The organism is Saccharothrix carnea (assembly GCF_003014735.1).
Taxonomy (GTDB): domain Bacteria; phylum Actinomycetota; class Actinomycetes; order Mycobacteriales; family Pseudonocardiaceae; genus Actinosynnema; species Actinosynnema carneum.
Window position 1 is genome coordinate 342,912 of the sequence record NZ_PYAX01000006.1, and the last position, 24,337, is coordinate 367,248.

Annotated in this window: 21 protein-coding genes; 4 read left to right on the top strand and 17 right to left on the bottom strand. The window is 69.2% G+C overall.

Annotated elements, in window-relative coordinates:
- Window positions 1-9 precede the first annotated feature (9 nt).
- The 3 genes from B0I31_RS19740 to B0I31_RS19750 all read left to right on the top strand — a co-directional run bounded on the left by B0I31_RS19740 (window position 10) and on the right by B0I31_RS19750 (window position 1,277).
- A complete protein-coding gene (locus tag B0I31_RS19740; protein WP_073885924.1) occupies window positions 10-306 on the top strand; it encodes a TFIIB-type zinc ribbon-containing protein in 297 nt (98 codons plus the stop codon).
- A gap of 96 nt (window positions 307-402) precedes the next feature.
- Window positions 403-843, top strand: a complete 441-nt coding sequence (locus tag B0I31_RS19745) for a hypothetical protein (RefSeq protein WP_106616831.1) — start codon at window positions 403-405, stop codon at window positions 841-843.
- A 125-nt stretch (window positions 844-968) separates the two neighbouring features.
- Window positions 969-1,277, top strand: a complete 309-nt coding sequence (locus B0I31_RS19750) for a hypothetical protein (protein ID WP_106616832.1) — start codon at window positions 969-971, stop codon at window positions 1,275-1,277.
- A gap of 222 nt (window positions 1,278-1,499) precedes the next feature.
- On the opposite strand, the gene B0I31_RS19755 is transcribed toward B0I31_RS19750, so the two are convergent.
- From B0I31_RS19755 to rplJ, 15 genes are all read right to left on the bottom strand, one after another.
- Window positions 1,500-5,396, bottom strand: coding sequence for a DNA-directed RNA polymerase subunit beta' (locus tag B0I31_RS19755; protein ID WP_106616833.1), 3,897 nt, complete (start codon window positions 5,394-5,396; stop codon window positions 1,500-1,502).
- Between the two features lie 93 nt (window positions 5,397-5,489).
- Window positions 5,490-8,972, bottom strand: a complete 3,483-nt coding sequence (gene rpoB, locus B0I31_RS19760) for a DNA-directed RNA polymerase subunit beta (RefSeq protein ID WP_106616834.1) — start codon at window positions 8,970-8,972, stop codon at window positions 5,490-5,492.
- A 481-nt stretch (window positions 8,973-9,453) separates the two neighbouring features.
- Window positions 9,454-10,476 (bottom strand): hypothetical protein, encoded by a 1,023-nt coding sequence (locus B0I31_RS19765; protein ID WP_146173895.1) that lies wholly within the window; start codon window positions 10,474-10,476, stop codon window positions 9,454-9,456.
- A 9-nt stretch (window positions 10,477-10,485) separates the two neighbouring features.
- On the bottom strand, window positions 10,486-11,013 hold the full coding sequence (locus B0I31_RS19770; RefSeq protein WP_106616836.1) for a nuclear transport factor 2 family protein: 528 nt from the start codon (window positions 11,011-11,013) through the stop codon (window positions 10,486-10,488).
- Between the two features lie 12 nt (window positions 11,014-11,025).
- Complete coding sequence (locus B0I31_RS19775; protein ID WP_106616837.1) at window positions 11,026-12,261, bottom strand: MCE family protein; 1,236 nt, start codon at window positions 12,259-12,261, stop codon at window positions 11,026-11,028.
- Window positions 12,258-13,415 (bottom strand): MCE family protein, encoded by a 1,158-nt coding sequence (locus tag B0I31_RS19780; protein WP_106616838.1) that lies wholly within the window; start codon window positions 13,413-13,415, stop codon window positions 12,258-12,260. Before B0I31_RS19780 ends, B0I31_RS19775 begins: the two co-directional genes overlap by 4 nt.
- Window positions 13,412-14,581 carry an MCE family protein gene (locus B0I31_RS19785; protein WP_106616839.1) on the bottom strand — a complete coding sequence of 390 codons (1,170 nt, stop codon included), beginning with the start codon at window positions 14,579-14,581 and terminating at the stop codon, window positions 13,412-13,414. Before B0I31_RS19785 ends, B0I31_RS19780 begins: the two co-directional genes overlap by 4 nt.
- Before the next feature lies 1 nt (window position 14,582).
- Window positions 14,583-15,611, bottom strand: coding sequence for an MCE family protein (locus B0I31_RS19790; protein WP_106616840.1), 1,029 nt, complete (start codon window positions 15,609-15,611; stop codon window positions 14,583-14,585).
- Window positions 15,608-16,636 (bottom strand): MCE family protein, encoded by a 1,029-nt coding sequence (locus B0I31_RS19795; RefSeq protein WP_106616841.1) that lies wholly within the window; start codon window positions 16,634-16,636, stop codon window positions 15,608-15,610. Before B0I31_RS19795 ends, B0I31_RS19790 begins: the two co-directional genes overlap by 4 nt.
- On the bottom strand, window positions 16,633-17,961 hold the full coding sequence (locus tag B0I31_RS19800) for an MCE family protein (RefSeq protein ID WP_106616842.1): 1,329 nt from the start codon (window positions 17,959-17,961) through the stop codon (window positions 16,633-16,635). Before B0I31_RS19800 ends, B0I31_RS19795 begins: the two co-directional genes overlap by 4 nt.
- Window positions 17,958-18,797: an MlaE family ABC transporter permease gene (locus B0I31_RS19805; RefSeq protein WP_106616843.1), complete on the bottom strand. Its 840-nt coding sequence runs from the start codon at window positions 18,795-18,797 to the stop codon at window positions 17,958-17,960. The genes B0I31_RS19800 and B0I31_RS19805 overlap by 4 nt, the downstream gene beginning before the upstream one ends.
- A gap of 1 nt (window position 18,798) precedes the next feature.
- Entirely contained in the window at window positions 18,799-19,530 is a 732-nt protein-coding gene (locus B0I31_RS19810) for an MlaE family ABC transporter permease (RefSeq protein WP_245950150.1), read from the bottom strand.
- 50 nt (window positions 19,531-19,580) lie between these two features.
- The gene (locus tag B0I31_RS19815; protein ID WP_106616845.1) at window positions 19,581-20,654 is read right to left on the bottom strand and encodes an ABC transporter ATP-binding protein; all 1,074 of its coding nucleotides are present in this window, start codon (window positions 20,652-20,654) and stop codon (window positions 19,581-19,583) included.
- Between the two features lie 260 nt (window positions 20,655-20,914).
- Complete coding sequence (rplL, locus tag B0I31_RS19820) at window positions 20,915-21,304, bottom strand: 50S ribosomal protein L7/L12 (RefSeq protein WP_106616846.1); 390 nt, start codon at window positions 21,302-21,304, stop codon at window positions 20,915-20,917.
- A 63-nt stretch (window positions 21,305-21,367) separates the two neighbouring features.
- Window positions 21,368-21,925, bottom strand: coding sequence for a 50S ribosomal protein L10 (rplJ, locus tag B0I31_RS19825; protein WP_106616847.1), 558 nt, complete (start codon window positions 21,923-21,925; stop codon window positions 21,368-21,370).
- A gap of 261 nt (window positions 21,926-22,186) precedes the next feature.
- On the opposite strand from rplJ, the gene B0I31_RS19830 reads away from it, so the two are divergent.
- Window positions 22,187-22,951 (top strand): hypothetical protein, encoded by a 765-nt coding sequence (locus tag B0I31_RS19830; protein WP_106616848.1) that lies wholly within the window; start codon window positions 22,187-22,189, stop codon window positions 22,949-22,951.
- Between the two features lie 61 nt (window positions 22,952-23,012).
- On the opposite strand, the gene rplA is transcribed toward B0I31_RS19830, so the two are convergent.
- A complete protein-coding gene (gene rplA, locus B0I31_RS19835; RefSeq protein ID WP_106616849.1) occupies window positions 23,013-23,729 on the bottom strand; it encodes a 50S ribosomal protein L1 in 717 nt (238 codons plus the stop codon).
- A gap of 77 nt (window positions 23,730-23,806) precedes the next feature.
- Window positions 23,807-24,241 carry a 50S ribosomal protein L11 gene (rplK, locus tag B0I31_RS19840; protein ID WP_106616850.1) on the bottom strand — a complete coding sequence of 145 codons (435 nt, stop codon included), beginning with the start codon at window positions 24,239-24,241 and terminating at the stop codon, window positions 23,807-23,809.
- Window positions 24,242-24,337: the final 96 nt, after the last annotated feature.

Sequence of the window (24,337 nt, forward strand, 5' to 3'; positions counted from 1 at the left end):
GCTCACACGATGCAGTGTCCCAAGTGTCATGCGAACATGCGCACCTTCGACCGCATGGGCGTGCACATCGAGCAGTGTGATGGCTGCCGCGGGGTCTTCCTCGACTACGGCGAGCTCGAGGCCATCACCCGGCTCGAGCAGCAGATGGCCACTCCGCCGCCCCCGCCGCCCGTCGCGCCGCAGCCTGCCCAGGTGCACTACGTCCAGCAGCCGGTGCAGCCGGGCTGGGGTGCCGCGCCGGGTTACGGCGGCCACTACGGGCACCGGAAGCACCGCGGTCTGGGTGGGTTGTTCTTCTCGTCCTGATCTTCGGGCCGGTGGCCCCGCGCCCTCGGTGCGGGGCCACTGTTGCCACTACTGAAAAACAGGGTGATACTCGGTAGTGACCCGAGGAGGCCCGTCATGTCCGTCGCCACGGAGGCTGCGCAGATCCGCGACCTGTTCGACCAGATCGAGGAGATCGAAGAGGTCGCGTCGAGCTTGTCGGAGGACGACGAGCGGCGGCGCAAGCTGCGCGGCGTGGTGGCGAAGGCCCTGCGCAAGGCACCGCCGGTGCGGCCGGTGGTGGCCGGTGAGCTGCTGGACCTGACCGAGAAGACGGTCAAGGCGTGGGCGCGCGAGGGCGTGCTGGCCATCCACAGCCAGGAGCCCCGGATGTTGTTGGACGCCGTGCGGCTGCACGAGGTGCTGCACGTCGTGTCGGATTTGAGGCGGGCGGGCAAGAGCCGCGCGTTGCTGGACGAGGTGCACCGGCGGTTGAGCGACGCGGCGCTGCTCGACCGCGACGACCTCGCCACCAGCCTGGAGCAGATGCACCGTGGCGAAGGACGCGTAGTTCGCTGATCACCGTCGTCGAAACGCCCGTCGCGGCCTTCCAGGCCGCCGGCCTGCGCGGTGCGGCCCGAGTCGCCTACGACAGGTTCCTGGACGAACTGGCCCACAGCGGCTGCCTGGCCCTCGGTTACCGCGTGACCGGCCCCGAGCCGCTGCCCCGGCTCTGCGTGAAGCACCTCCGCGGCACCGACCGCGTCGTCGTCGCCTTCCCCTCGTCGCACACCGCGTGGATCCTGCTCGTCGGCCCGCACGACGACGACCCCGGCCGCGACCTCTACGAGACTTTGTACGCCCTGGCCGGCGTCCGCCCGAAGCTGACCGAGAAGCGCACCAAGCCACCGTGCTGCTCCGACGCCACCCCGCCGCTCGCCGACTCGGACCTGGTGGACGACCTGGTCGCCCGCGCCCGCTCCCTGGCCAAATCCCGCCGCCGCCCCACCTGAACCCCCGCGTGTCGAACCTCCAGGCCCACCGAGTCGAACGCTCAGGACCCGTGAGTTCAACACTCAGGACGCACCGGCGGGGTCCTGACGACGGCGACCGCGCGTTCTGAGCGTTGAACTCGGGGGACCTGGGCGTTCGACACGCGGGGCCTGAGCGTTCGACTCGCGCAAAAAGGCCCCCGGAGCGGGAGGCTCCGGGGGCCTTTCAGCGGACTAAGACCGTCAGCGGTAGTCGCGGCCGAAGTCGTAGTCGTCCAGCGGGACCGCGGCGCCCGTGCCCGTGCCGAAGACGTCCGGCGTGTAGTAGCCGTCGTCGTAGCTCGGGATGGCGTACGCCGCCGCACGCGCTTCCTCGGTCGGCTGCACCTGGATGTTCCGGTACCGGTTGATGCCGGTGCCGGCCGGGATCAGCTTGCCGATGATCACGTTCTCCTTCAGGCCGATCAGCTTGTCCGACCGGCCGTTGATCGCGGCGTCGGTCAGGACACGCGTGGTCTCCTGGAAGGAGGCCGCCGACAGCCACGAGTCCGTGGCCAGCGACGCCTTCGTGATACCCATCAGCACCGGACGGCCGGCGGCGGGCTCGCCACCCTCGGCCACCACGGCCCGGTTGCCCGACTCGAACTCCGCGCGCTCGACCAGCGAGCCGGGCAGGAACTCGGTCGCACCCGAGTCGATGATCGTCACCCGGCGCAGCATCTGCCGGACGATGACCTCGATGTGCTTGTCGTGGATCGCCACACCCTGGGCCCGGTAGACCTTCTGGACCTCCTGCACCAGGTGCAGCTGGGCCTCGCGGGGACCCATCACGCGCAGCACCTCGTGCGGGTCGGGCGTGCCCTCCAGCAGCTGCTGGCCGACGCCCACGTGGTCGCCGTCCTGCAGCGGGCCGGTGGCCGTGTTCGCGAGCCGCTGACGCTTGGACAGCTTCTCGAAGATGATCTCCTCGGACCCGTCGTCCGGGATGAGGGTGATCTTCCAGAACCGGTCGCCGTCCTCGATGCGCACCCGGCCGTCGACGTCCGCGATGGGCGCCTTGCCCTTCGGCACGCGAGCCTCGAACAGCTCCTGCACACGGGGCAGACCGGTGGTGATGTCGTCACCGGCCACACCACCCTGGTGGAACGTGCGCATGGTCAGCTGCGTGCCGGGCTCACCGATCGACTGCGCGGCGACGATGCCGACTGCCTCGCCGACGTCGACCAGCTGGCCGGTCGCCATCGAACGGCCGTAGCAGGACGCGCACACACCGACCGCGGACTCGCAGGTCAGCACGGAGCGGACCTTGACGCGGGTCACGCCCGCCTCGACGAGCGTGGCCAGCGCCGGGTCGCCCAGGTCGTCACCGCGGTTGAGCACGATGTTGCCACCGGCGTCGGTGATGTCCTCGGCGATGGTCCGCGCGTACACGCTGGTCTGCGCGAACTCGGCCAGCACGACCTTGTCGCCCTGCCGCTCGCCGACCGTCATGTTCACGCCGCGGCTGGTGCCGCAGTCGACCTCGCGGATGATGACGTCCTGCGACACGTCCACCAGACGACGGGTCAGGTAGCCCGAGTCGGCGGTGCGCAGCGCGGTGTCGGCCAGACCCTTGCGGGCGCCGTGCGTGGCGATGAAGTACTCCAGCACCGACAAGCCCTCGCGGAACGAGTTCTTGATCGGACGCGGGATGTACTCGCCCTTCGGGTTGGTCACCAGACCACGCATACCGGCCAGCGAGCGGACCTGGGTCATGTTGCCCGCCGCCCCGGACGCCACGATCATGCGGATCGAGTTGTCCTCGGGGAAGTTGGCCTCCATGACCTCGGCGACCTCTTCGGTGGCCTTGGTCCACACCTTGACGAGCTCGTTGTTGCGCTCGGTGTGGGAGAGCTGACCGCGCTGGTAGCGCTTCTCCACCGCGTCGGCGAGCTTCTCGTACTCGTCCAGGATGCCCTGCTTGGCCTCCGGCACGAGCACGTCGGAGATCGCGACCGTGACACCCGACCGGGTGGCCCAGTAGAAACCGGCGTCCTTCAGCTTGTCCAGCGTCCGGGCGACGGTGACCATCGGGTACCGCTCGGCCAGGTCGTTGATGATCGTGGCCTGCCGCTTCTTGGGCATGACCTCGTTGATGAACGGGTAGTCCTGCGGCAGGACCTCGTTGAACAGCACGCGACCGAGGGTGGTCTCGGCCAGCCACGGCTGACCGGGCTCCCAGCCCTCCGGCTCGGCGCCCTTCGGCGGGTTCTTGTCCGTGATCCGGATCTTGACCATGGACTGCAGGCCCAGGACCTTGCGGTCGAACGCCATCAGCGCCTCGGCCGGGGACGAGTACGCCTGGCCCTCGCCGAGGTCGTTCTCCTTGTGCCGGGTCAGGTGGTACAGGCCGGTGACCATGTCCAGACGCGGCATGGCCAGCGGCTTGCCCGACGCGGGCGAGAGGATGTTGTTCGACGACAGCATCAGCACGCGCGCCTCGGCCTGCGCCTCGGCGGACAGCGGCAGGTGGACCGCCATCTGGTCACCGTCGAAGTCGGCGTTGAACGCTTCACAGACCAGCGGGTGCAGCTGGATGGCCTTGCCCTCGACCAGCTGCGGCTCGAAGGCCTGGATGCCCAGCCGGTGCAGCGTGGGCGCGCGGTTGAGCAGCACGGGGTGCTCGGTGATGACCTCTTCCAGCACGTCCCACACGGCGGGGCGCGCGCGCTCCACCATCCGCTTGGCGGACTTGATGTTCTGCGCGTGGTTGAGGTCGACCAGCCGCTTCATCACGAACGGCTTGAACAGCTCCAGCGCCATCTGCTTGGGCAGGCCGCACTGGTGCAGCTTCAGCTGCGGGCCGACCACGATGACGGAACGGCCCGAGTAGTCGACGCGCTTGCCGAGCAGGTTCTGGCGGAACCGGCCCTGCTTGCCCTTGAGCAGGTCGGACAGCGACTTGAGCGGCCGGTTGCCCGGGCCCGTCACCGGCCGGCCGCGGCGGCCGTTGTCGAACAGCGCGTCGACGGCCTCCTGCAGCATCCGCTTCTCGTTGTTGACGATGATCTCGGGCGCGCCGAGGTCGATCAGCCGCTTGAGGCGGTTGTTGCGGTTGATCACGCGGCGGTACAGGTCGTTCAGGTCGGACGTGGCGAAGCGACCACCGTCGAGCTGCACCATCGGGCGCAGGTCCGGCGGGATGACCGGGACGCAGTCCAGCACCATGCCCTGCGGGTTGTTGCGGGTCGCCTGGAAGGCGGCCACGACCTTCAACCGCTTCAGGGCGCGCAGCTTCTTCTGGCCCTTGCCGCTGCGGATGGTCTCGCGCAGCACGTCGGCCTCGGCGTCGACGTCGTAGTCACCCAGGAGCTTCTGGATGGCCTCCGCGCCCATGGCACCGGTGAAGTAGTCGCCGTAGCGGTCGTACAGCTCGCGGTAGAGCAGCTCGTCCGCGATCAGCTGGGCGCGCTCGAGCTTGGTGAAGGTGGACCAGATCTCGTCGAGCCGGTCCAGCTCGCGCTGGGCGCGGTCGCGGAGCTGGCGCATCTCGCGCTCGCCGCCCTCCTTGACCTTGCGGCGGACGTCGGACTTGGCGCCCTCCGCCTCCAGCTCGGCCAGGTCGGCTTCCAGCTTCTGCGCACGGGCCTCGACGTCGGCGTCACGCCGGTTCTCGACCCGCTTGCGCTCGACCTGCATCTCGTTCTCGAGCGTGGGCAGGTCGTTGTGGCGCAGCTCGGTGTTCACGCCCACGATGACGTAGGCCGCGAAGTAGATGATCTTCTCGAGGTCCTTGGGCGCCAGGTCGAGCAGGTAGCCCAACCGGCTGGGGACGCCCTTGAAGTACCAGATGTGCGTGACGGGCGCGGCCAGTTCGATGTGGCCCATCCGCTCACGGCGCACCTTGGCGCGGGTCACCTCGACGCCGCAGCGCTCGCAGATGATGCCCTTGAAGCGGACGCGCTTGTACTTGCCGCAGTAGCACTCCCAGTCCCGGGTGGGACCGAAGATCTTCTCGCAGAACAAGCCGTCCTTCTCCGGCTTGAGCGTGCGGTAGTTGATGGTCTCGGGCTTCTTGACCTCGCCGTAGGACCACTGGCGGATGTCGTCCGCGGTCGCGAGACCGATGCGAAGCTCATCGAAGAAGTTGACGTCGAGCACGTCTACTCTCTTCCCCTTTTTGGTTCGGTGCTGCTTGGGGTGCTGGTGGCTGGGTCACCGGGAACGCGGGGCGCTCCCGGTGACCGGCGAGCGTCAGTTGACGACGTCGTCCACGGACGGCGACTCGGACCTCGACAGGTTGATGCCGAGGTTCGCGGCCGCGCGCTCCAGGTCTTCGTCGTCGCCGTCGCGCATCTCGATCGCGGCGCCGTCCGAAGACAGCACCTCGACGTTGAGGCACAGCGACTGCAGCTCCTTGAGCAGCACCTTGAAGGACTCCGGGATACCCGGTTCCGGGATGTTCTCGCCCTTGACGATGGCCTCGTAGACCTTCACGCGGCCGAGCACGTCGTCGGACTTGATCGTGAGCAGTTCCTGGAGCGTGTACGCGGCGCCGTACGCCTGCATCGCCCAGCACTCCATCTCACCGAACCGCTGGCCACCGAACTGCGCCTTACCACCCAGCGGCTGCTGCGTGATCATCGAGTACGGGCCGGTCGAACGCGCGTGGATCTTGTCGTCGACCAGGTGCAGCAGCTTCAGGATGTACATGTAGCCGACCGACACCGGGAAGGGGTACGGCTCGCCGCTGCGCCCGTCGAGGAGCACCGCCTTGCCGTTCTCCTTGACCATGCGCTCGCCGTCGCGGTTCGGGATCGTCGAGCCGAGCAGGCCCGTGATCTCGTCCTCGCGCGCGCCGTCGAAGACCGGCGTGGCCGTCTTCGTGCCGGGCTCCACGTGGTAGAGCTCCTCGGGCAGGTTCTTCGCCCAGTCCGGGTCGCCGTTGATGCTCCAGCCCTGCTTGGCGATCCACCCGAGGTGGGTCTCCAGCACCTGGCCGATGTTCATACGACGCGGCACGCCGTGCGTGTTCAGCACGATGTCGACCGGGGTGCCGTCCTCGAGGAACGGCATGTCCTCGACCGGCAGGATCTTGCCGATGACGCCCTTGTTGCCGTGCCGGCCGGCGAGCTTGTCGCCGTCCTGGATCTTGCGCTTCTGGGCCACGTAGACGCGGACCAGCTCGTTCACGCCGGGGGGCAGCTCGTCGTCGTCCTCGCGGCTGAACACGCGGATGCCGATGACCTTGCCGTACTCGCCGTGGGGCACCTTCAGCGACGTGTCGCGCACCTCGCGCGCCTTCTCGCCGAAGATCGCGCGGAGCAGGCGCTCCTCCGGGGTCAGCTCGGTCTCGCCCTTGGGCGTGACCTTGCCGACCAGGATGTCGCCGGGCTGGACCTCGGCGCCGATGCGGATGATGCCGCGCTCGTCGAGGTCGGCCAGGACCTCCTCGGAGACGTTCGGGATGTCCCGGGTGATCTCCTCGGCGCCCAGCTTGGTGTCCCGCGCGTCGATCTCGTGCTCCTCGATGTGGATCGAGGTCAGGACGTCGTCCTGCACGAGGCGCTGCGACAGGATGATCGCGTCCTCGTAGTTGTGGCCCTCCCACGGCATGATCGCGACGAGCAGGTTCTTGCCCAGCGCCATCTCGCCGTTCTCGGTGCACGGCCCGTCGGCCAGGACCTGGCCCTCCTGCACCCGGTCGCCCTCGTTCACGATGGGCTTCTGGTTGATGCAGGTGCCCTGGTTCGAGCGGCGGAACTTGTGCAGGCCGTAGGTCTGCCGCGAGCCGTCGTCGGCCATGACCGTGACGTAGTCGGCGGAGATCTCCTCGACCACACCGGTCTTCTTGGCCACCACGACGTCACCGGCGTCGACCGCGGCGCGCAGCTCCATGCCGGTGCCGACCAGCGGCGACTCGGAGCGGAGCAGCGGCACGGCCTGGCGCTGCATGTTCGCGCCCATCAGGGCGCGGTTCGCGTCGTCGTGCTCCAGGAACGGGATCATCGCGGTCGCGGCCGACACCATCTGCCGCGGCGAGACGTCCATGTAGTCCACGTCGGACGGGTCGATCTGCTCGACCTCGCCGCCCTTCTTGCGGACCAGGACCTTGTCCTCGAGGAAGTTGCCCTCGTCGTCGATCTTGGCGTTCGCCTGCGCCTTGACGTAGCGGTCCTCTTCGTCGGCCGTCAGGTAGTCGATCTGGTCGGTGACCCGGCCGTCGACGACCTTGCGGTACGGCGTCTCGATGAAGCCGAACGGGTTGACCCGCCCGTAGGAGGACAGCGAGCCGATCAGGCCGATGTTCGGGCCTTCCGGCGTCTCGATCGGGCACATGCGGCCGTAGTGCGACGGGTGGACGTCGCGGACCTCCATGCCGGCGCGCTCACGGGACAGACCACCCGGGCCCAGCGCCGACAGGCGGCGCTTGTGGGTCAGGCCCGCGAGCGGGTTGGTCTGGTCCATGAACTGCGACAGCTGGGACGTGCCGAAGAACTCCTTGATCGCCGCCACCACCGGGCGGATGTTGATCAGGGTCTGCGGCGTGATGGCCTCGACGTCCTGGGTCGTCATGCGCTCGCGGACGACGCGCTCCATGCGGGACAGGCCGACCCGGATCTGGTTCTGGATCAGCTCGCCGACGGTGCGCAGGCGGCGGTTGCCGAAGTGGTCGATGTCGTCGACCTCGACGGGCACCTCGACGTCGCCGGGCTTCATCGTCGTCTCACCGGCGTGCAGGCGGACCAGGTACTCGATCGTCGTGACGATGTCGTCCTCGGTCAGCACGCCCGTGGTGATCGGGGTGCTCAGGCCCAGCTTCTTGTTGACCTTGTACCGGCCGACCTTCGCGAGGTCGTAGCGCTTGTCCTTGAAGAACAGGTTCTCCAGCAGCGCCTGCGCGGACTCCTTCGTCGGCGGCTCGCCCGGACGCAGCTTGCGGTAGATGTCGAGCAACGCCTCGTCGGTACCCGCGGTGTGGTCCTTCTCCAGCGTCGTCAGCAGCGTCTCGCTGAACGAGAAGCGCTCGCGGATCTGCTCGGTGGTCCAACCCAGCGCCTTCAGCAGCACGGTCACCGGCTGGCGGCGCTTGCGGTCGATGCGGACACCCACGGTGTCGCGCTTGTCCACGTCGAACTCCAGCCAGGCACCCCGGGACGGGATGATCTTGACGCTGAAGACGTCCTTGTCGGTCGTCTTGTCGATCGCGGTGTCGTAGTAGACACCCGGCGAGCGGACGAGCTGGGAAACCACGACCCGCTCGGTGCCGTTGATGATGAACGTGCCCTTGTCGGTCATCATCGGGAAGTCACCCATGAACACCGTCTGGCTCTTGATCTCGCCGGTGGTGTGGTTGGTGAACTCCGCCGTGACGAACAACGGGGCGGCGTACGTCATGTCCTTGTCCTTGCACTCCTCGGTCGAGGCCTTGACCTCGTCGAAGCGCGGGTCGGAGAAGGAGAGCGACATCGAGCCGGAGAAGTCCTCGATCGGCGAGATCTCGTTCAAGACCTCCTCGAGGCCGCCCGTCGGCGCCTCGTCACCTTCGTCGACGCGGCGCTGGAACCACGCCTCGTCGCCGGTGAGCCATTCGAACGACTGAATCTGCAGGTCGAGCAGGTTGGGCGTCTGAAGCGGTTCGTGGATCTTCGCGAAAGAGACTCGCTTCGGCGCTCCGGGAATCCCCGACGTGGAGTTGGTCGCAGCAGTGGCCTTGGTCGCGCGAGAGATCGCCAAGATGCGTCCTTCCAGGGACAGGTAGCTGGCTAGTCAGCGGAACTAGCACGGCTGTCAAGGGTGCGGCGATGCCCGGCAATCCAGCTCTCGGCGAAGGGCAAACGGAAAGAGGGCAGCGCAAAGGAGCAGTCTAGCCACGGACGCGGCAACTGTCGAGAGGCACCTGGAAGGACCTTTCTCGTGCTCACCGACAGAGTGACCCCGCTGACGCTCACAGTCAAGATGCCACGCGGCGATCACTCCACTGGCGCAAGCGGCGATAACGCGGAGTTACCGCTGTGACCTGCGAAAATACATGGACGTGAGCTGACGTGAACCTTTGGCGGGTGTTCCGACCCCGAAGGGAGATGGTGTCGGCTTCGTTCGGTCACCGAAGCAAAATTGTGGTGCAGATCACGTTGTGCGGAGGCGTAAAACCAGGTCCGCAGTCCTGAGTGGACGCCCAGGAGGGCCGACCGAGGGCCGACCGGAGGCCGGCGGGTCAGCACTTGGCGGTTTCGGCCGCCTGGTCGCCGCTCTGGCCGAACATCTCCATGTTGTCGACCTTCCACCGGCCGTCGACCCGCTGCGCGCCGACCCGCATCATCGCGATGCCGCCGCCGCTCTGGTTGTCGGTCGTGCGGGTGGTGACCTGGTCGAGGAACAGCAGCACGGTGGCCCGGTCGCCGTCGAGCGAGGTCACGCCGCTGGACACGGCCTTCACCGTGACCACGAGCTTCTGCTCGGGCGCGAGCTCGCGCACCGGGCCGAAGATCGCGTTGTACTGGCACTGCGCCTTGCCGACGAGCAGCTCGTTGGCCGCCTTCTCGGTGGCCGAGACGTCGGCGAAGTTGTAGGAGAACGCCTTCTCGACCGCCTCGCGGGCCTGGCCGGCGACCTCGGTCGTGCCCGCGCTGTCCACCAGTGCCTGGTTGTAGCGGATGCCGTCCTCGCGGTGCTGGAACCACACGCCCAGCCCGACCAGCAGGCCGGCCAGCACGACCAGCGCGATCGGCAGCGCGGGGCCCGCGGTGGGGAGCCTGGTGGAGCGGGCCGGGACGGGGTCGTGCTCGGCGACCCCCTCGGTCACGTCGTCGGCGCCGGGCTTGGCGTGCTTCGGGCCGGGATCGTCCAGCACGCTGGGTGCGACGGCCTCGCCGGTGCGCTTGCGGCGGCCGGTCGGCCGGGGTCGTGGCGCGGGTTCGGGGGTCTCGTCCTCGGCCGCGGTGTCCTCGCGCGGCTCGATCAGGCCCGTGGCGTCGGTCGCGCGCATGACGTCGCGGTCACCGGGCAGGGCGTCGTGGTCCTGGCGGGCGGCGGGTCGGTCGTCGGTCGGCTCGGCGCCGGCGCCGGTGCCCGGGTCGATCTCAGTGCCGGCCTCGACCTGCGCGTCCTTCACCGGCGAGGTCTCGGCGTCGGCGGGCGCGGTGCCCGGCTCCGGGCGTTTGCGCAGGCCGGCGACGCGCGGCCGGGTGGTCGGCGTGGTCGGGACGGGGCGGCGGCGGGACGGTGGCACTGACGTCATCTCCTCGGTTCACGCGCCGCCGGCCGCGACCGGCCCCAGCGCGCTGAGCTTCCAACCGGCATCGGTGCGGGTCAGGTCCGTCTGGTACCGGTTGACCTTCTTCACCGACTGCCCGCCCTCCGGCGTCACCGTGGTCTCCACGACGGCGATCAGGTGCGCCTTGCCCGCCCGCGCGTCCAGCTCGGTGACGGCCGCGTCCAGCACCCGGCTCACGGTCACCGTCCTGGCGTCCTGGATCTGCTTCTTCCGGCTGTCCCGGCCGCTCTCGATCTCGCCGCGCAGCTCACCGGTGGACGACTCCAGCCACCGGTCGAGGTCCTCGTCGACCTTCTTGTAGTCGAGGGTGGTGAAGTTCGCGATCCCGACCTGCCCGACCCGCAGCACCTCTTCCCGCTCCCGCGAGAACGTCACCGAGTCGCTGGACGACGCGCTCCACCACGACACCCCGGCCCACAGCGCGTAGCCGAAGGCCAGCACGGCGAGCGCGACCGCGACCGGCAGGGCCCAGCCCCACCGACCCGCACCTCGAACGTCCATCCGTCCCCCTCCTCAGCCCGGCAGACCGAGCAACTGCCCCAGGCTGGTCAGCACCGGCGGCTCGGCGGCGGTCCGGTCGGCGGCCGGTTCCCGGCCCGGCTGCGACGTCGCGTCACCGGTCGGCGTGGCGACCGGAACCCCACCGTAAGGCGCGTTCTGGGCACCCCGCACGCTGGTGGCGCTCCCCCGCGCCAGGGCGCAGTAGGCCTGCGTGTTGAGGGCCACCGGCGAGGTGTCGGTGCCCTGGCGGATCGTGGTGGCGTCGTAGCCGACCGTGCACGGCGGTGGGTCGAACACGTTCAGGGCCAGCCCGAAGTGCGCGCCCGTGCCGTCGCCCTTGGCCACGGTGAACCCGCCGCCGACGACGATCGGGTACGTCACCGCGATCTGCTCCAGCCCGTCCAGCCGGGTGACCAGGATGTTCCCCGTGGTCAGCAGGTTGGCCAGCACCACGCCCAGGTTCGGCCCGGTCTCCGCCAGCAGCGCCGACACCTGCTCGGCGGCCTGCGGCGAGACGCCGATGAGCCGCCGGAGGTCGGTGTCGGAGTTCTTCAGCTGCTCGGCCAGCGACCTCAGGTCCGCCGAGAACGACCTGATCGCGCCACCCTGCGCGACCTGCGTGTTCAGCACCACCAGCCCGCTGTCGAGCAGCGCCTCGGTCTGCGGCAGGTGGTCCGTCGCCGCCTGGGTGAACGCCTTGGTGTTGTCCAGCAGCACCTGCAGGTCCGGCCCGGTGCCGTTGAACGCCAGGTCGAGCTCGTCCACCACGGTCCGCAGCGACTCGGTCGGCACCGACTTGGCGAACGCGTCGAGGTTGGTGAGCAGGTTGTCCACCGGCGGCGGCGTCTTCGTCGCCGAGCGCGGGATGACCGCCCCGTCCGCCAGGAACGGCCCGTCGTCACCGCGGGGCCGCAGGTCGACGAACTGCTCGCCCACCGCGGACCGGTTGGCGACCACGGCCTCCAGGTCGGCCGGGATCGACGGCGCGCTCGGGTCGATGTCGAGGTCGACCTCCAGCCCGTCCGAGGTCAGCCGCATCTGCCCGACCCGGCCCACGGCGACGCCGCGGTAGGTGACCTCGGCGTTGGTGAACACGCCGCCGGACTCGGCGAGCTGCATCGTCACCACGTACCCGGACGCGCCGAACACCCGGCCGAGCCCGACGTACCGGGCGCCGACGTAACTCACGCCGACCAGGGCGATCAGCACGAACGCGCCGATCTGGAGCTTGATCCGACCCGGGATCACCGGCCACCTCCGAGCAGTCCGCCGAGCAGGTCGCCCAGCCCGGAGTCGCCCGTGACGCCGGGCAGCGGCAGGTTCGGCAGGGGCAGCGGCAGCGACGGCGCGTTGCCGTCGATGCCGGGCAGCCCGGGCAGGCTCGGCAGCGGCGACTGCCGCGACCTGCCCAGGTTCTCCACGACCGTGCCCAGGTTCAGGTCGAGGTCGGCGTACAGGTTCGTGTAGTCGCCCTTGATGGCGTCCACCGCCGAGTCCGGGAACGGGTAGGTCAGCAGCAGCTCGAAGCCGTTGGGCAGGTTGGTGCCCGCCTCGGCGAGCTTGCGCAGCGTCGGCGCCAGCGCCTTGAGGTCGGCCACGATGTCGTCCTTGGACTTGTTCACCGTGTCCACCGCGACGTCGGACAGCGTGTCCAGCGACTGCAGCAGCGTGACGAGCTGGGTGCGCTGCTCGCTGAGCACCTTCAGACCCGGCTCCAGCCCGTCCAGCACGCCGGTGATCTGCTCGCGCTGGGCGTTGAGCGTGCCGCCGAGCCGGTTGAGGCCGTCCAGTGCGCGGGTGATCTCGCCCTTGTGCGCGTCCAGGTCGCCGACCAGCGTGTTCAGGTTGTCCAGCAGCGACCGGATCTGCGGCTCGTTGCCCTCCAGGGCCGCGTTCAGCTCCCGGCTGATGTCCTGGAGCTGGGCGATGCCACCGCCGTTGAGCAGCATCGACAGCGCGCCGAAGACCTCTTCGACCTCGGGGTTGCGGTTGGTCCGCTCGACCGGGATGACCGAGCCGTCCGCCAGCGCGCCCTCGGCACGCCCCTCGGCGGGCCTGGCCAGCTCCACGTACTTCTCGCCGAGCAGCGCGGACTGGCGCAGCCGGGCCACCGAGTTGCCCGGCAGCCGCACGTCGCCGTTGACCAGCACGGTCACCTCAGCGGTCCAGCCGTCCGCGCCCAGGTCGATCCGGTCCACCCGGCCGACCGGCACGTCGTTGACCTTCACGCCCGCCTGCGGCACGAGGTCCAGCACGTCCTTGAACTGGACCTTCACCTGGTACGGCCGGTCGCCGAGGTCCGCGCCGCCGGGCAGCGGCATGTTGTAGACGCCGTCGAAGCCGCCCGAGCCGCAGCCGGTCAGCACCAACGCGCTCGCCACGAGCACCGCGACCCGCCTCACCGGGGCACCCCCGCGAGCGGCAGGGGCAGCGGCAGCTTGCCCTGGGACAGGTCGCTCACCACTTCGGCGGGCGTCTTCAACGGCACGGCACCGCTGAGCACCGGTTCCAGCTGCCGGCACGTCTCGGCCAGCACACCGGGCACCCGACCGGGCTCGACGCCCTGGATGAGCTTGCAGACCAGCACGATCGGCGGCTGGTTCAGCTCGTTCAGGTCGGCGCGGACGTCGAGCGTGCCGGAGGCCGCGTTGTAGGCGTTCTGCAGGTTGCCCAGGGCCAGCGGCCCGACGTCCAGCGCCTCGGCCAGCGACGCGCGCTGGTCCACCAGGATCTGCGTGATGCCGGCGAGCTTGTCCACGTTCGACTTCAGCACGGCCCGGTTGTCCTGGATGAAGCCCTGCACCTGGCCGAGCGCGGTGGCCAGCTCGTTCAGCGCGCCGCCCAGGTTCTCCCGCTCGTCGGCCAGGAACCCGGCGACCTCGGCCAGCTGCCGGTTGAGGTCGCGCACCTGGCTGTCGTTCGCGGCCAGCATCCCGGTGAACTTCTGCAGGTTGTCCACAGTGCCGAACAGGTCGTCCTTCGAGCCGGACAGCGTGCGCGCGGCGTCACCGAGCTGCTTGATCGTGTCACCGAGCGCCTGCCCGTTGCCCTCGAGGTTGGCCGCCGCCGAGTCGAGCAGCTCCGACAGCGCGCCGTCCTTGTTGGCCCCGTTCGGGCCGAGCGCGGTGGTCAGCTTGTCCAGGCTCGCGTACAGCTCGTCCAGCTCGACCGGGGTGGCGGTGCGCTCACGCGGGATGGTGGCGTTGTCGCCCATCACGTCGCCGCCGGTGTAGGCGGGCGCGAGCTGCACGTACCGGTCGCTGACCACGCTAGGCGCGACCACCACCGCTTGCGCCGCCGCCGGCACCTTCACCGTGCGGTCGAGCGACATCACGACCCGCACCGTCGTGCCCCGCGGCTCGACCTCCTCGATGGTGCCGACCCGCACGCCGAGCACCCGCACGTCCGAGCCCGGGTAGACGCCGACCGCCGCGCCGAACACGGCGGTCACCCGGCGGCTGTCGGCACCGGCGAACACCCACCACATCGCCGCCGCGGCCACGATCGCGAGCACGCACGCGATCGCGACGGCACGCACCAGGTCGCGGCCTGTTCTCGTGGTAGCCACGTCAGTTCCCTCCCCCGGAAGGTGACGAGCGCTGCACGCCGGGAGGGAGGCAGCCCTCTTCGTTGAAGCCGACCACGCCGAGGTTCACCGAAGGCGGCAGCAGGCCGCAGATGTAGGTGTCGAACCAGCGGCCGTTGCCCAGCGTGTTGGCGAACACCCGGAAGAACGGGCCCATCAGCGACAGGCTTCGGTCGAGCGAGTCCTGGTTGCGCTGCAACATCGTGGCGACCCGGTCCAGCTGCTCCAGCGCGGGCCTCAGCTGCGCGGAGTTGTCGGCGACCAGGCCGGACAGCTCCTCGGACAGCTCACGTGTGCCGCGCAGCAGCGCCCCGATCGCGTCCCGCCGCTTGCGCAGCTCCTCCAGCAGCAGGTTGCCGTCCGCGAGGAGCTTCTCGAACTGCTCGTTGCGGTCGGACAGGGTCTTGGTGATCTCGTTGGTGTTGGCCAGCAGCTGCGCCAGCTGCTCGTCGCGCGACGAGATCGTCTTCGACAGCGCAGACAGGCCGTCCAACGCCCCGCGCACGCTCTCCGCCGAGCCCTGGAACGTCTCCGACAGCACCTGGAAGCTCTCCGCGAGCTGCTGGGTGTCGATGGCGCCGACCGTGGACGCCAGGCCGTTGAACGCCTCCTGCACGTCGTACGGCGACAGCGTGCGCTCGCGCGGGATCGGCTGCCCCGGGTCCAGCGGCTCGGAGCCCTGCGGGTCCAGCGCCAGGAACTTCTGCCCGAGCAGGGTCTTGATCCTGATCACCGCGGTCGTGCGGTCGCCCACCCAGGCGTCCTTGACCCGGAACGACACCTTCACCTTGTCGCCGTCCAGCTCGACCTCGGTCACCTTGCCGACCTTCACCCCGGCCACCCGCACCTCGTTCGACGGGATCAGCCCCGCCGCCTCGGTGAACTCGGCCGAGTACGTGGTGCCGCCGCCGATGATCGGCAGGTCGTCGGAGTAGAAGGTGGCGAGCAGCAGGAGGGCGATCACGGTGAGGCTGACCACGCCGACCGTCACCGGGTTGCGTTGGGCGTTCATCGGCGGCACCTCGGCTGCGTGACCGGCAGAGCCGTGATCGGGATCGGGTCGTTGATGATCGGCGGCACGGCCACCTGGCCGGTGCCCTCGCACAGGAAGAAGTTGAACCAGGACCCGTAGGACGCGGTCCGCGACATCGCCTCGATCTTGCCCGGCAGGGTCCGGATGACGCCCTCCACGACCGTCTCGTGGTCGGCCAGCGTCTGCGACACCAGGCCGAGGTCGGCGATGTCGTCCTTCAGCGGCTGCCGCGACTGGTCGAGCAGGTCGGCGGTGGTGTTGGTCAGCTCGCCCATGGCGCTGATCGCGTCACCGATCGGCTCCCGGTCGCCCGCGAGGCCCGTCGTCAGCTCCTGCAACGTCGTGACCAGCGTGGACACCTGCTCGGTGCGCGAGTTCACGGTGTCCAGCACGGCGTTGAGGTTGGTGATCACCTCACCGATCACCTGGTCCCGGCTCGCCAGCGTCGACGTCAGCGACGCGGTGTGGCGCAGCAGGCTGTCGATCGTGCCGCCCTCGCCCTGCAACACCTGGATGATCTCGTTGGACAGCTTGTTCACGTCGTCCGGGTTCAGCGCCTGGAACAGCGGCTTGAAGCCGTTGAACAGCACGGTCAGGTCGAGCGCGGGCTTGGTGCGCTCCAGCGGGATCACGTCGCCGGGCTCGAGCGCGGACGCGTCGCCCACGCCGTGCTCCAGCGAGATGTACCGCTGGCCGACGAGGTTGCGGTACTTGATCGTCGCGGTGACCGACGCGGGCAGCGTGCGGTCGCCCTCCAGCGAGAACTCCACCTCCGCCAGCCGCCGGTCGACCACCCGGATCTCGTCGACCTGGCCGACCCGGACGCCCGCGATGCGGATGTCGTCGCCCTCGTTGAGCGCCGTCACGTCGGTGAACCGGGCGGTGTAGCCGGTGGCGCCGTTGAAGTTGACGTTCGAGATGGTCACCGCGAGCAGCGCGGTCGCCAGGATCGTGATCGCGGCGAACACGGACAGCTTGACCAGCGGCGCGGCCAGCGACCTCATGCCGTCACCTCCGCTCCCCGGTACAGGGGGCCGAGCAGCAGCGCGGTGAAGCTCGGCATCTCGTCCTCCTCCAGGCCGAACTGCGGTGCGAGCAGCGCGGCCAGGAAGTCCTGCTCCTCGGGCGAGTTGGCCAGCGACGGCACGCCGCTGAACGACGACACGACCGTGCCGTCGTCCCGGATCGTGCCCGTGTTCGGCGGCAGCACGCCGTCCGCGGCCACCCGGGCGGGCGGCGGTGACGTCGAGCCGTCCTTGACCGGGCCCTCCGGCGGGTACTGGGGGAACGGGTCCGGCCGCGGCACGATGTCGTAGCAGCGCGGGCCGCGCTTGTCGGCGTACTCCGGGTCGTCCTTGCCCGGCTCGTACTTGCCGCGGTTGGCGGTGATCTCCAGCGTGATGTGCAGGCCGGGCTCGTCGGTGCCCTTGCCGAACACCTGGTCCATGATCGGCTTGAACTCGGCGAGGCCCTTGAGCAGGCACGGGTACTCGGGCGAGTACTTCGCCAGCAGCTCCAACGTCGGCCTGCTGACGTCGGCGAGCTGGATCAGGTTGTTCTTGTTCACCGCGAGGAAGCCGTGCAGGTCCAGCGACGTGGTGGTCAGCGTGCCGTACATGGCCAGCAGGTTGTCCCGCTGCTCGACCAGCGTGCGGCTGGTGACCGTGGCGTCCGACAGCGCCTGCACCAGGTCCGGCGCGGCGTCGGCGTAGACGTGGGAGACGTCGGCGAGGCGGCTGATGCCGTCCTTGAGCTTGGGCAGCTGCGGGTTGAACTCGCCCAGGTAGGCGTCGAGCTGCACCAGCGTCTCGCCCAGCGGCTTGCCCCGGTTCTCCAGCGCCTGCGACATCGCGGTCAGCGTGGTGGCCAGCTTCTCCGGCTGCACGGCCTGCAGCACCGGCATCAGGTCGTCGAGCACGCGTTCCAGCTCGATGGCGCTGCTGGAGCGGTCCTGCTCGATGACGGCACCCTCGCGCAGCGGTGCCTGCCGCTCGGCGGGCAGCACCAGGTTCACGTACCGCTCGCCGAACAGGGTCTTCGGCAGCAGGCGCGCGGAGACGTTGGCCGGGATGTGCTCGACCTGCTCGGGGTCGAGCGCCAGGTCCAGCTCGGCGCCGTCGCCCGAGGTCCGGATGCCCTTGACCTGGCCGACGATCATGCCGCGGACCTTGACGTCGGAGTCGATCAGCAGCTGGTTGCCGACCCGGTCGGTCTTCAGCGTCACCTTCACGACCTCGGTGAACGCGTCGTTGTACAGCGCCACGGTGAAGGAGAGGAAGAGGGCGATGACCGCGATGAACACGACGCCCAGGAGTCGCCGCTTGATCATCCCGCGATCCTCACCGTCGTCGTCGTGCCCCAGATGGCCATGCTCAGGAAGAAGTCCAGCAGGCTCGTGGTGACGATCGCGGTGCGGACCGCGCGGCCCACCGCGACACCCACGCCCGCCGGGCCGCCGCTGGCGCGGTAGCCGTAGTAGCAGTGCGTCAGGATGATCACCACGGCGAAGACGAGCACCTTGCCGAACGACCAGAGCACGTCCACCGGTGGTAGGAACAGGTTGAAGTAGTGGTCGTACGTGCCCGCCGACTGCCCGTAGAACTCGACCGTGATGAACCTGGCCGCCAGGTACGAGGTGAGCAGGCCGATCACGTACAGCGGGATGATCGCGATGAAACCCGCGATGATCCGCGTGGTGACCAGGTACGGCAGGCTGGGGATGCCCATGACCTCCAGCGCGTCGATCTCCTCGGAGATCCGCATCGCGCCCAGCTGCGCGGTGAAGCCGGAGCCCACGGTCGCGCTCAGCGCCAGTCCCGCGACCAGCGGCGCGATCTCGCGGGTGTTGAAGTACGCGGACACGAAGCCCGCGAACGCCGACGTGCCGATCTGGTTCAGCGCGGTGAAGCCCTGCAGGCCGACGACCGTGCCGGTGAACACCGACAGGCCCACCATCACGCCGATCGTGCCGCCGATGACGGCCAGCGCGCCCGACCCGAAGCTCACCTCGGCCAGCAGCCGCAGCGTCTCGCGCAGGTAGCGGGTCAGCGTGCGCGGGATCCAGCAGATCGCCCGGACGTAGAACCACAGCTGGTCGCCGAAGGTGTCCAGCATCGCCAGCGGCGCGTTCGCCACCTTGCGGAACCGGTCGGTGCTCGTGGCCATCTCAGCTCCCCTTCGCCGGGACGACCTGGAGGTAGATCGTGGTGAGGACGAAGTTCACGAAGAACAGCAGCAGGAACGTGATGACCACGGCCTGGTTGACCGCGTCGCCGACGCCCTTGGGCCCGCCCGCCGGGTTCAGGCCCCGGTAGGCGGCCACGATGCCCGCGATGAACCCGAAGATCAGCGCCTTGATCTCGGAGATCCACAGGTCCGGCAGCTGCGCCAGGGCGCTGAAGCTCGCCAGGTACGCGCCGGGTGTGCCGTCCTGCAGGATCACGTTGAAGAAGTAGCCGCCCATCACGCCGACCACGCTGACCATGCCGTTGAGCAGGACGCTGACCAGCATCGCGGCCAGCACCCGCGGCACGACCAGGCGCTGGATCGGCGAGACGCCCAGCACCTCCATGGCGTCGATCTCCTCGCGGATCTTGCGCGAGCCGAGGTCCGCGCAGATCGCCGAGCCGCCCGCGCCCGCGATGAGCAGGGCCGTCACGATCGGGCTGGCCTGCTGGATGATCGCCAGCACGCTCGCCGCGCCGGTGAACGACTGCGCGCCGATCTGCCTGGTCAGCGACCCGATCTGGAGCGCGATGACCGCGCCGAACGGGATCGACACCAGCGCGGTCGGCAGCACCGTCACGCTCACCACGAACCAGCACTGCTGGATGAACTCCCGCAGCTGGAACGGGCGGCGGAACGTGTTGCGCGCGACGTCGATGGCGAGCCCGAACATCCGCCCCGTTTCGCGCAGCGCGCCGACGCCGGGGAACGTCGCCGGTGAGCTCACAGCACGCCCCCCTGCCGGGGCCACGGGCTCGGTGTGATCGGGCCGGTCCGGTCACCGGCGTCGGCCATCACCCGGTAGTGGCTGCGCTCCTCGGGCGTGAGGCTGGCGATGATGCCCTGCTGGGCCTCGGGCGGCAGCGTGTGCAGGATGCTCATCACCCGGTCCTTGCGCCGCCGCACCGCGCCACGCGGCGGCAGGCCCGGCGTCGGCTCCAACTGCGGCACGACGCCGCGCACGTCCTCGTCCGGCGGACCGTCCGCGTGACCCGCCTCGCGGTGGGCCAGCTCGGCGGCCATCGTCGCCTGGTCCTTCTCCTCCGACATGCCGATCGGGCCGATGCGGCGGCCGTTGAGGAACTGCTCGACCACCGGTTCGTCGCTGGTCAGCAGCACCTCGCGCGGGCCGAACATGACCAGTTCGCGGCGGAACAGCATGCCGAGGTTGTCCGGGACCGTGCGGGCCACGGTGATGTTGTGGGTGACGATCAGGATCGTCGCGTCGATCTGCGCGTTCAGGTCGATCAGCAGCTGGCTGAGGTAGGCCGTGCGGACCGGGTCGAGGCCGGAGTCCGGCTCGTCGCAGAGGATGATCTCGGGGTCGAGCACCAGAGCGCGGGCCAGGCCGGCGCGCTTGCGCATACCGCCGGAGATCTCGCCGGGGAGCTTCTTCTCCGCGCCGACGAGGCCGACCATCTCCATCTTCTCCAGCACGATCCGCCGGACCTCGGCCTCGGTCTTGCGGGTGTGCTCGCGCAGCGGGAAGGCGACGTTGTCGAAGAGGTTCATCGAGCCGAACAGCGCGCCGTCCTGGAACAGCACGCCGAACAGCTTGCGGATCTCGTAGAGCTTGTGCTCGGAGCAGCGGACCAGGTCCACGCCGTTGATGACGATCTTGCCCTGCTCCGGTTTGAGCAGCCCGACCAGGGATTTCAGGAAGACGGACTTGCCCGTGCCAGACGGTCCGAGCATCACGCTGACCTCGCCGGGAGGGAGGGTGAGCGTGACGTCCCGCCAGATGGTCTGCTTGCCGAAGGACTTGGTCAGGCCCTCGACGACCACCTCGACGCCCATCGCACCTCCAGGTCAGTGGCAGCAACGCCAGACGCCGGACAGGCCGGTGTCATACCGGTGCAACGAGGCCGCCCCGACGTGGTTACTCACCAGTTGGGTTAATGCGGTCTCAGCTGGGTAACGGTGTGAGCCGGCTCATCCCGCACTGCCACCCGATCGTGGGGCACAGCCGCCGACGTGGTCAAGATCACCGACCCGAGACAGCACGAAGGCGGACACCCGGATCGGGTGCCCGCCTTCGCAGCAGCGACAGCGCTAGATCACTTGAGCGAGATCTTGGCGCCGGCAGCCTCGAGCTTCTCCTTGGCGGCGTCGGCGACGTCCTTCGCCACGTTCTCCAGCAGCGGCTTCGGAGCGGACTCGACCAGCTCCTTGGCCTCCTTCAGGCCCAGGCCCGAGACGACCTCGCGGACGACCTTGATGACCTGGATCTTCTTGTCGCCGGCGCCCTCGAGGACGACGGTGAACTCGTCCTTCTCCTCCTCGGCGGGGGCAGCGGCGCCGGCCGGGCCGGCAGCGGCGGCAACGGCGACCGGAGCGGCGGCGGTGACCTCGAAGGTCTCCTCGAAGTCCTTCACGAACTTCGACAGCTCCAGGAGGGTCATCTCCTTGAACGCGTCGAGCAGCTCGTCGGTGCTGAGCTTCGCCATGATGGCGGTCCTTTCTCTTTCAACGCCCGAACTGCGGCCGGGACGCGGAGTTTCCGGGTGTGATCAGCTTTCGGCCGGAGCGTCGGCCTCGGCGGCGGCAGGCGCCTCCGCGGCCTTCTTCTCCTGGAGGGCAGCAGCCAGGCGAGCGACCTGGGAGGCGGGGGCCTGGAACAGACCCGCGGCCTTGGCCAGGTTGCCCTTCATCGCGCCCGCCAGCTTGGCGAGCAGCACCTCACGGGTCTCGAGGTCCGCGATGGCGGTGACCTCTTCGACCGAGAGGGGGCGGCCGTCCATGTAGCCGCCCTTGATGACCAGGGCCTTGTTGTCCTTCGCGAAGTCACGCAGGGCCTTGGCCGCGTCGACCGGTTCGCCTTCGACGAAGGCGATGGCGGTCGGGCCGACGAGCAGGGCCTCGAGCCCCTGCACGCCCGCGTCCTCGGCGGCACGCTTGACCAGCGTGTTCTTCGCAACGGTGTACGTGGTGCCCGCGCCGAGAGCGCGACGCAGCGTGGTGAGCTGCGCCATGGAGAGGCCGCGGTACTCGGTCACGACAGCGGCCGAGCTTCCACGGAACTTGTCCGTGAGCTCGGCGACGGCCGAAACCTTGCTGGGCTTCGCCATGATCGCCTCCTCTCTGGGCTAAGTGACGCGCCGGTCGAGCCGAGAGGTCCGCGCAAAGCAAAAACGCCCCTGCGCAGCAGCACGGGGCGTGACGGGCGTGCGAGCACGCTCGATTCTTCCTCGTTCTCCTGCGCGGGCCGCCCGCTTCGCGGGACCTTCGTTCCCCGTCACGTGGACAGGGATGACCAGCGGTCTTTGGTGAACCGTCGACAACACTAGCAGGGGCACTGACGGTGACCCAAATCGGTCATGATGTGACGCGTGACCGAAGAGCCGCCGCGGAACCCGCCGCCACCGGACATCGACCCGGAACAGCTCCGGCAGTTCCAGGAGTTCCAACGGTTCCAGGAGTTCCAGCGCTTCCAGCAGGCCCAGGGCACCAACCCGCCGAGCCTGCCGCCCGGCACCAACGCCCCACCGAGCCTGCCGCCCGGCGCCGGCCCACCACCCGGCCTCCCGCCGGCCTACCCCCCACCGGCCACCCCACCGCGCAAGCCGCTGTGGAAGATCCTGCTGCGCAGCAAGCTCGTCCGCCGCCTGGTGTACGTGGTGGTCGTGCTGCTGATCGCCTCGTACTTCTACGAGCAGTACTTCGGCGGTGACGACCCGGGCAGCGTGGCGGTCGACAGCGGCGGCATCGAGAACAACGTCATCGCGCCCGCCACCCCGTACGGCAGCAGCGGCACGGTCGGCCAGTTCTACAAGCACGTCGGCACCGGAGACGGCGGCCGGGCCTGCGCGTACTTCAAGGGCGACGGCCCGAAGACGGCGTTCGCGGAAGCCTTCGGCGCGGCCGACTGCGCCGCCGCGGTGACGAAGCTGAAGGGCCAGGTGACGGACGTGAGCACCTACCGCCAGCTCGGCTTCCCCGACACGATGGTCAGCCCGCCCGCCTCGGGTTCGGTCGAGGTCAGCTCGTGCGCGCTGGTCGTGCGCAACGGACCGAAGCTGGGCAAGTTCGTGCTCACCAAGCAGAACGGCGACATGTGGGCGATCACCGGCTACGAGGCCGAGAACTGCTCCTGACCGAAGAAGCGCCCCTCGGCGGGAGGCCGAGGGGCGCTTCGGTCGTGCGGACGAGCCGTGGTCAGGCGGTGACCTCGTCGGACAGCAGGTTGCGCGTCCGGTTCGGGTCGACCGGGATGCCCGGGCCCATCGTGGTCGAGACGGTGATCTTCTTCAGGTACCGGCCCTTGGCCGCGGACGGCTTGGCGCGCAGGATCTCGTCCAGCGCGGCGGCGTAGTTCTCGACCAGCTTGTCCGGGTCGAACGACACCTTGCCGATCACGAGGTGCAGGTTGGCCTGCTTGTCCACGCGGAAGTTGATCTTACCGCCCTTGATGTCCGAGACGGCCTTGGTGACGTCGGGCGTCACAGTGCCGGTCTTCGGGTTCGGCATCAGGCCGCGCGGGCCGAGGATGCGGGCGATGCGACCGACCTTCGCCATCTGGTCGGGCGTGGCGATCGCGGCGTCGAAGTCGAGCCAGCCACCCTGGATGCGCTCGATCAGGTCCTCGGAGCCGACCGCGTCGGCACCGGCGGCCTCGGCCTCGGCGGCCTTGTCACCGGTGGCGAAAACGATCACGCGGGCGGTCTTGCCCGTACCGTGCGGCAGGTTCACGGTGCCGCGGACCATCTGGTCGGCCTTGCGGGGGTCGACGCCGAGCCGGATGGCGACCTCGACGGTCGCGTCCAGCTTCACCTTGGAAGTCTCCTTGGCGAGCTTGGCTGCCTCCAGCGGCGAGTAGAGCCGCTCCCGGTCAACCAGCTCAGCAGCGTTCTTGTACGCCTTGCTGCGCTTCATGCTTCTGTCCTTAAAGTGGATCAGTTGTGGTGACGAGCCAGCGCGCGGCTCTCCCACGAACTACGAAAAGAGAAAGGTCAGCCTTCGACGGTGATGCCCATGGAGCGGGCGGTGCCGGCGATGATCTTCGCCGCCTGGTCCACGTCGTTGGCGTTGAGGTCGACCATCTTGTTCTGCGCGATCTCCCGCACCTGGTCCATGGTCACCTTGGCGACCTTGAGGCGGTGCGGCTCGCCCGAGCCCTTCTCCACACCGGCGGCCTTGAGCAGCAGCTTCGCGGCCGGCGGGGTCTTGAGCTTGAAGTCGAACGAGCGGTCTTCGTACACGGAGATCTCGACCGGCACCACGGTGCCGCGCTGCGACTCGGTCGCGGCGTTGTACTGCTTGCAGAACTCCATGATGTTGACGCCGTGCTGACCCAGCGCGGGACCAACGGGCGGCGCGGGGTTCGCGGCCCCGGCCTTGATCTGCAGCTTGATGATCGCTGCGAGCTTCTTCTTCTTGGGAGGCATCTCGGTTCCTTTATTGCGGTGTCCACGCGCGGCCCTGCCAGCCGCAGCGTGGCTGCCGGCCACCCCTGCACGGGGCAGCCGGAGATCGTGTTGTCC

Excerpts from the sequence above, each read along its gene's own strand:
- B0I31_RS19815 (WP_106616845.1), bottom strand. The coding sequence starts at position 20,654 with ATGGGCGTCGAGGTGGTCGTCGAGGGCCTGACCAAGTCCTTCGGCAAG.
- B0I31_RS19800 (WP_106616842.1), bottom strand. The coding sequence starts at position 17,961 with ATGATCAAGCGGCGACTCCTGGGCGTCGTGTTCATCGCGGTCATCGCC.
- rplA (WP_106616849.1), bottom strand. The coding sequence starts at position 23,729 with ATGAAGCGCAGCAAGGCGTACAAGAACGCTGCTGAGCTGGTTGACCGG.
- B0I31_RS19740 (WP_073885924.1), top strand. The coding sequence starts at position 10 with ATGCAGTGTCCCAAGTGTCATGCGAACATGCGCACCTTCGACCGCATG.
- B0I31_RS19795 (WP_106616841.1), bottom strand. The coding sequence starts at position 16,636 with ATGAGGTCGCTGGCCGCGCCGCTGGTCAAGCTGTCCGTGTTCGCCGCG.
- B0I31_RS19790 (WP_106616840.1), bottom strand. The coding sequence starts at position 15,611 with ATGAACGCCCAACGCAACCCGGTGACGGTCGGCGTGGTCAGCCTCACC.
- B0I31_RS19805 (WP_106616843.1), bottom strand. The coding sequence starts at position 18,797 with ATGGCCACGAGCACCGACCGGTTCCGCAAGGTGGCGAACGCGCCGCTG.
- rplK (WP_106616850.1), bottom strand. The coding sequence starts at position 24,241 with ATGCCTCCCAAGAAGAAGAAGCTCGCAGCGATCATCAAGCTGCAGATC.
- B0I31_RS19765 (WP_146173895.1), bottom strand. The coding sequence starts at position 10,476 with ATGACGTCAGTGCCACCGTCCCGCCGCCGCCCCGTCCCGACCACGCCG.
- rplJ (WP_106616847.1), bottom strand. The coding sequence starts at position 21,925 with ATGGCGAAGCCCAGCAAGGTTTCGGCCGTCGCCGAGCTCACGGACAAG.
- rplL (WP_106616846.1), bottom strand. The coding sequence starts at position 21,304 with ATGGCGAAGCTCAGCACCGACGAGCTGCTCGACGCGTTCAAGGAGATG.
- B0I31_RS19745 (WP_106616831.1), top strand. The coding sequence starts at position 403 with ATGTCCGTCGCCACGGAGGCTGCGCAGATCCGCGACCTGTTCGACCAG.
- B0I31_RS19770 (WP_106616836.1), bottom strand. The coding sequence starts at position 11,013 with ATGGACGTTCGAGGTGCGGGTCGGTGGGGCTGGGCCCTGCCGGTCGCG.
- B0I31_RS19810 (WP_245950150.1), bottom strand. The coding sequence starts at position 19,530 with ATGTTCGGGCTCGCCATCGACGTCGCGCGCAACACGTTCCGCCGCCCG.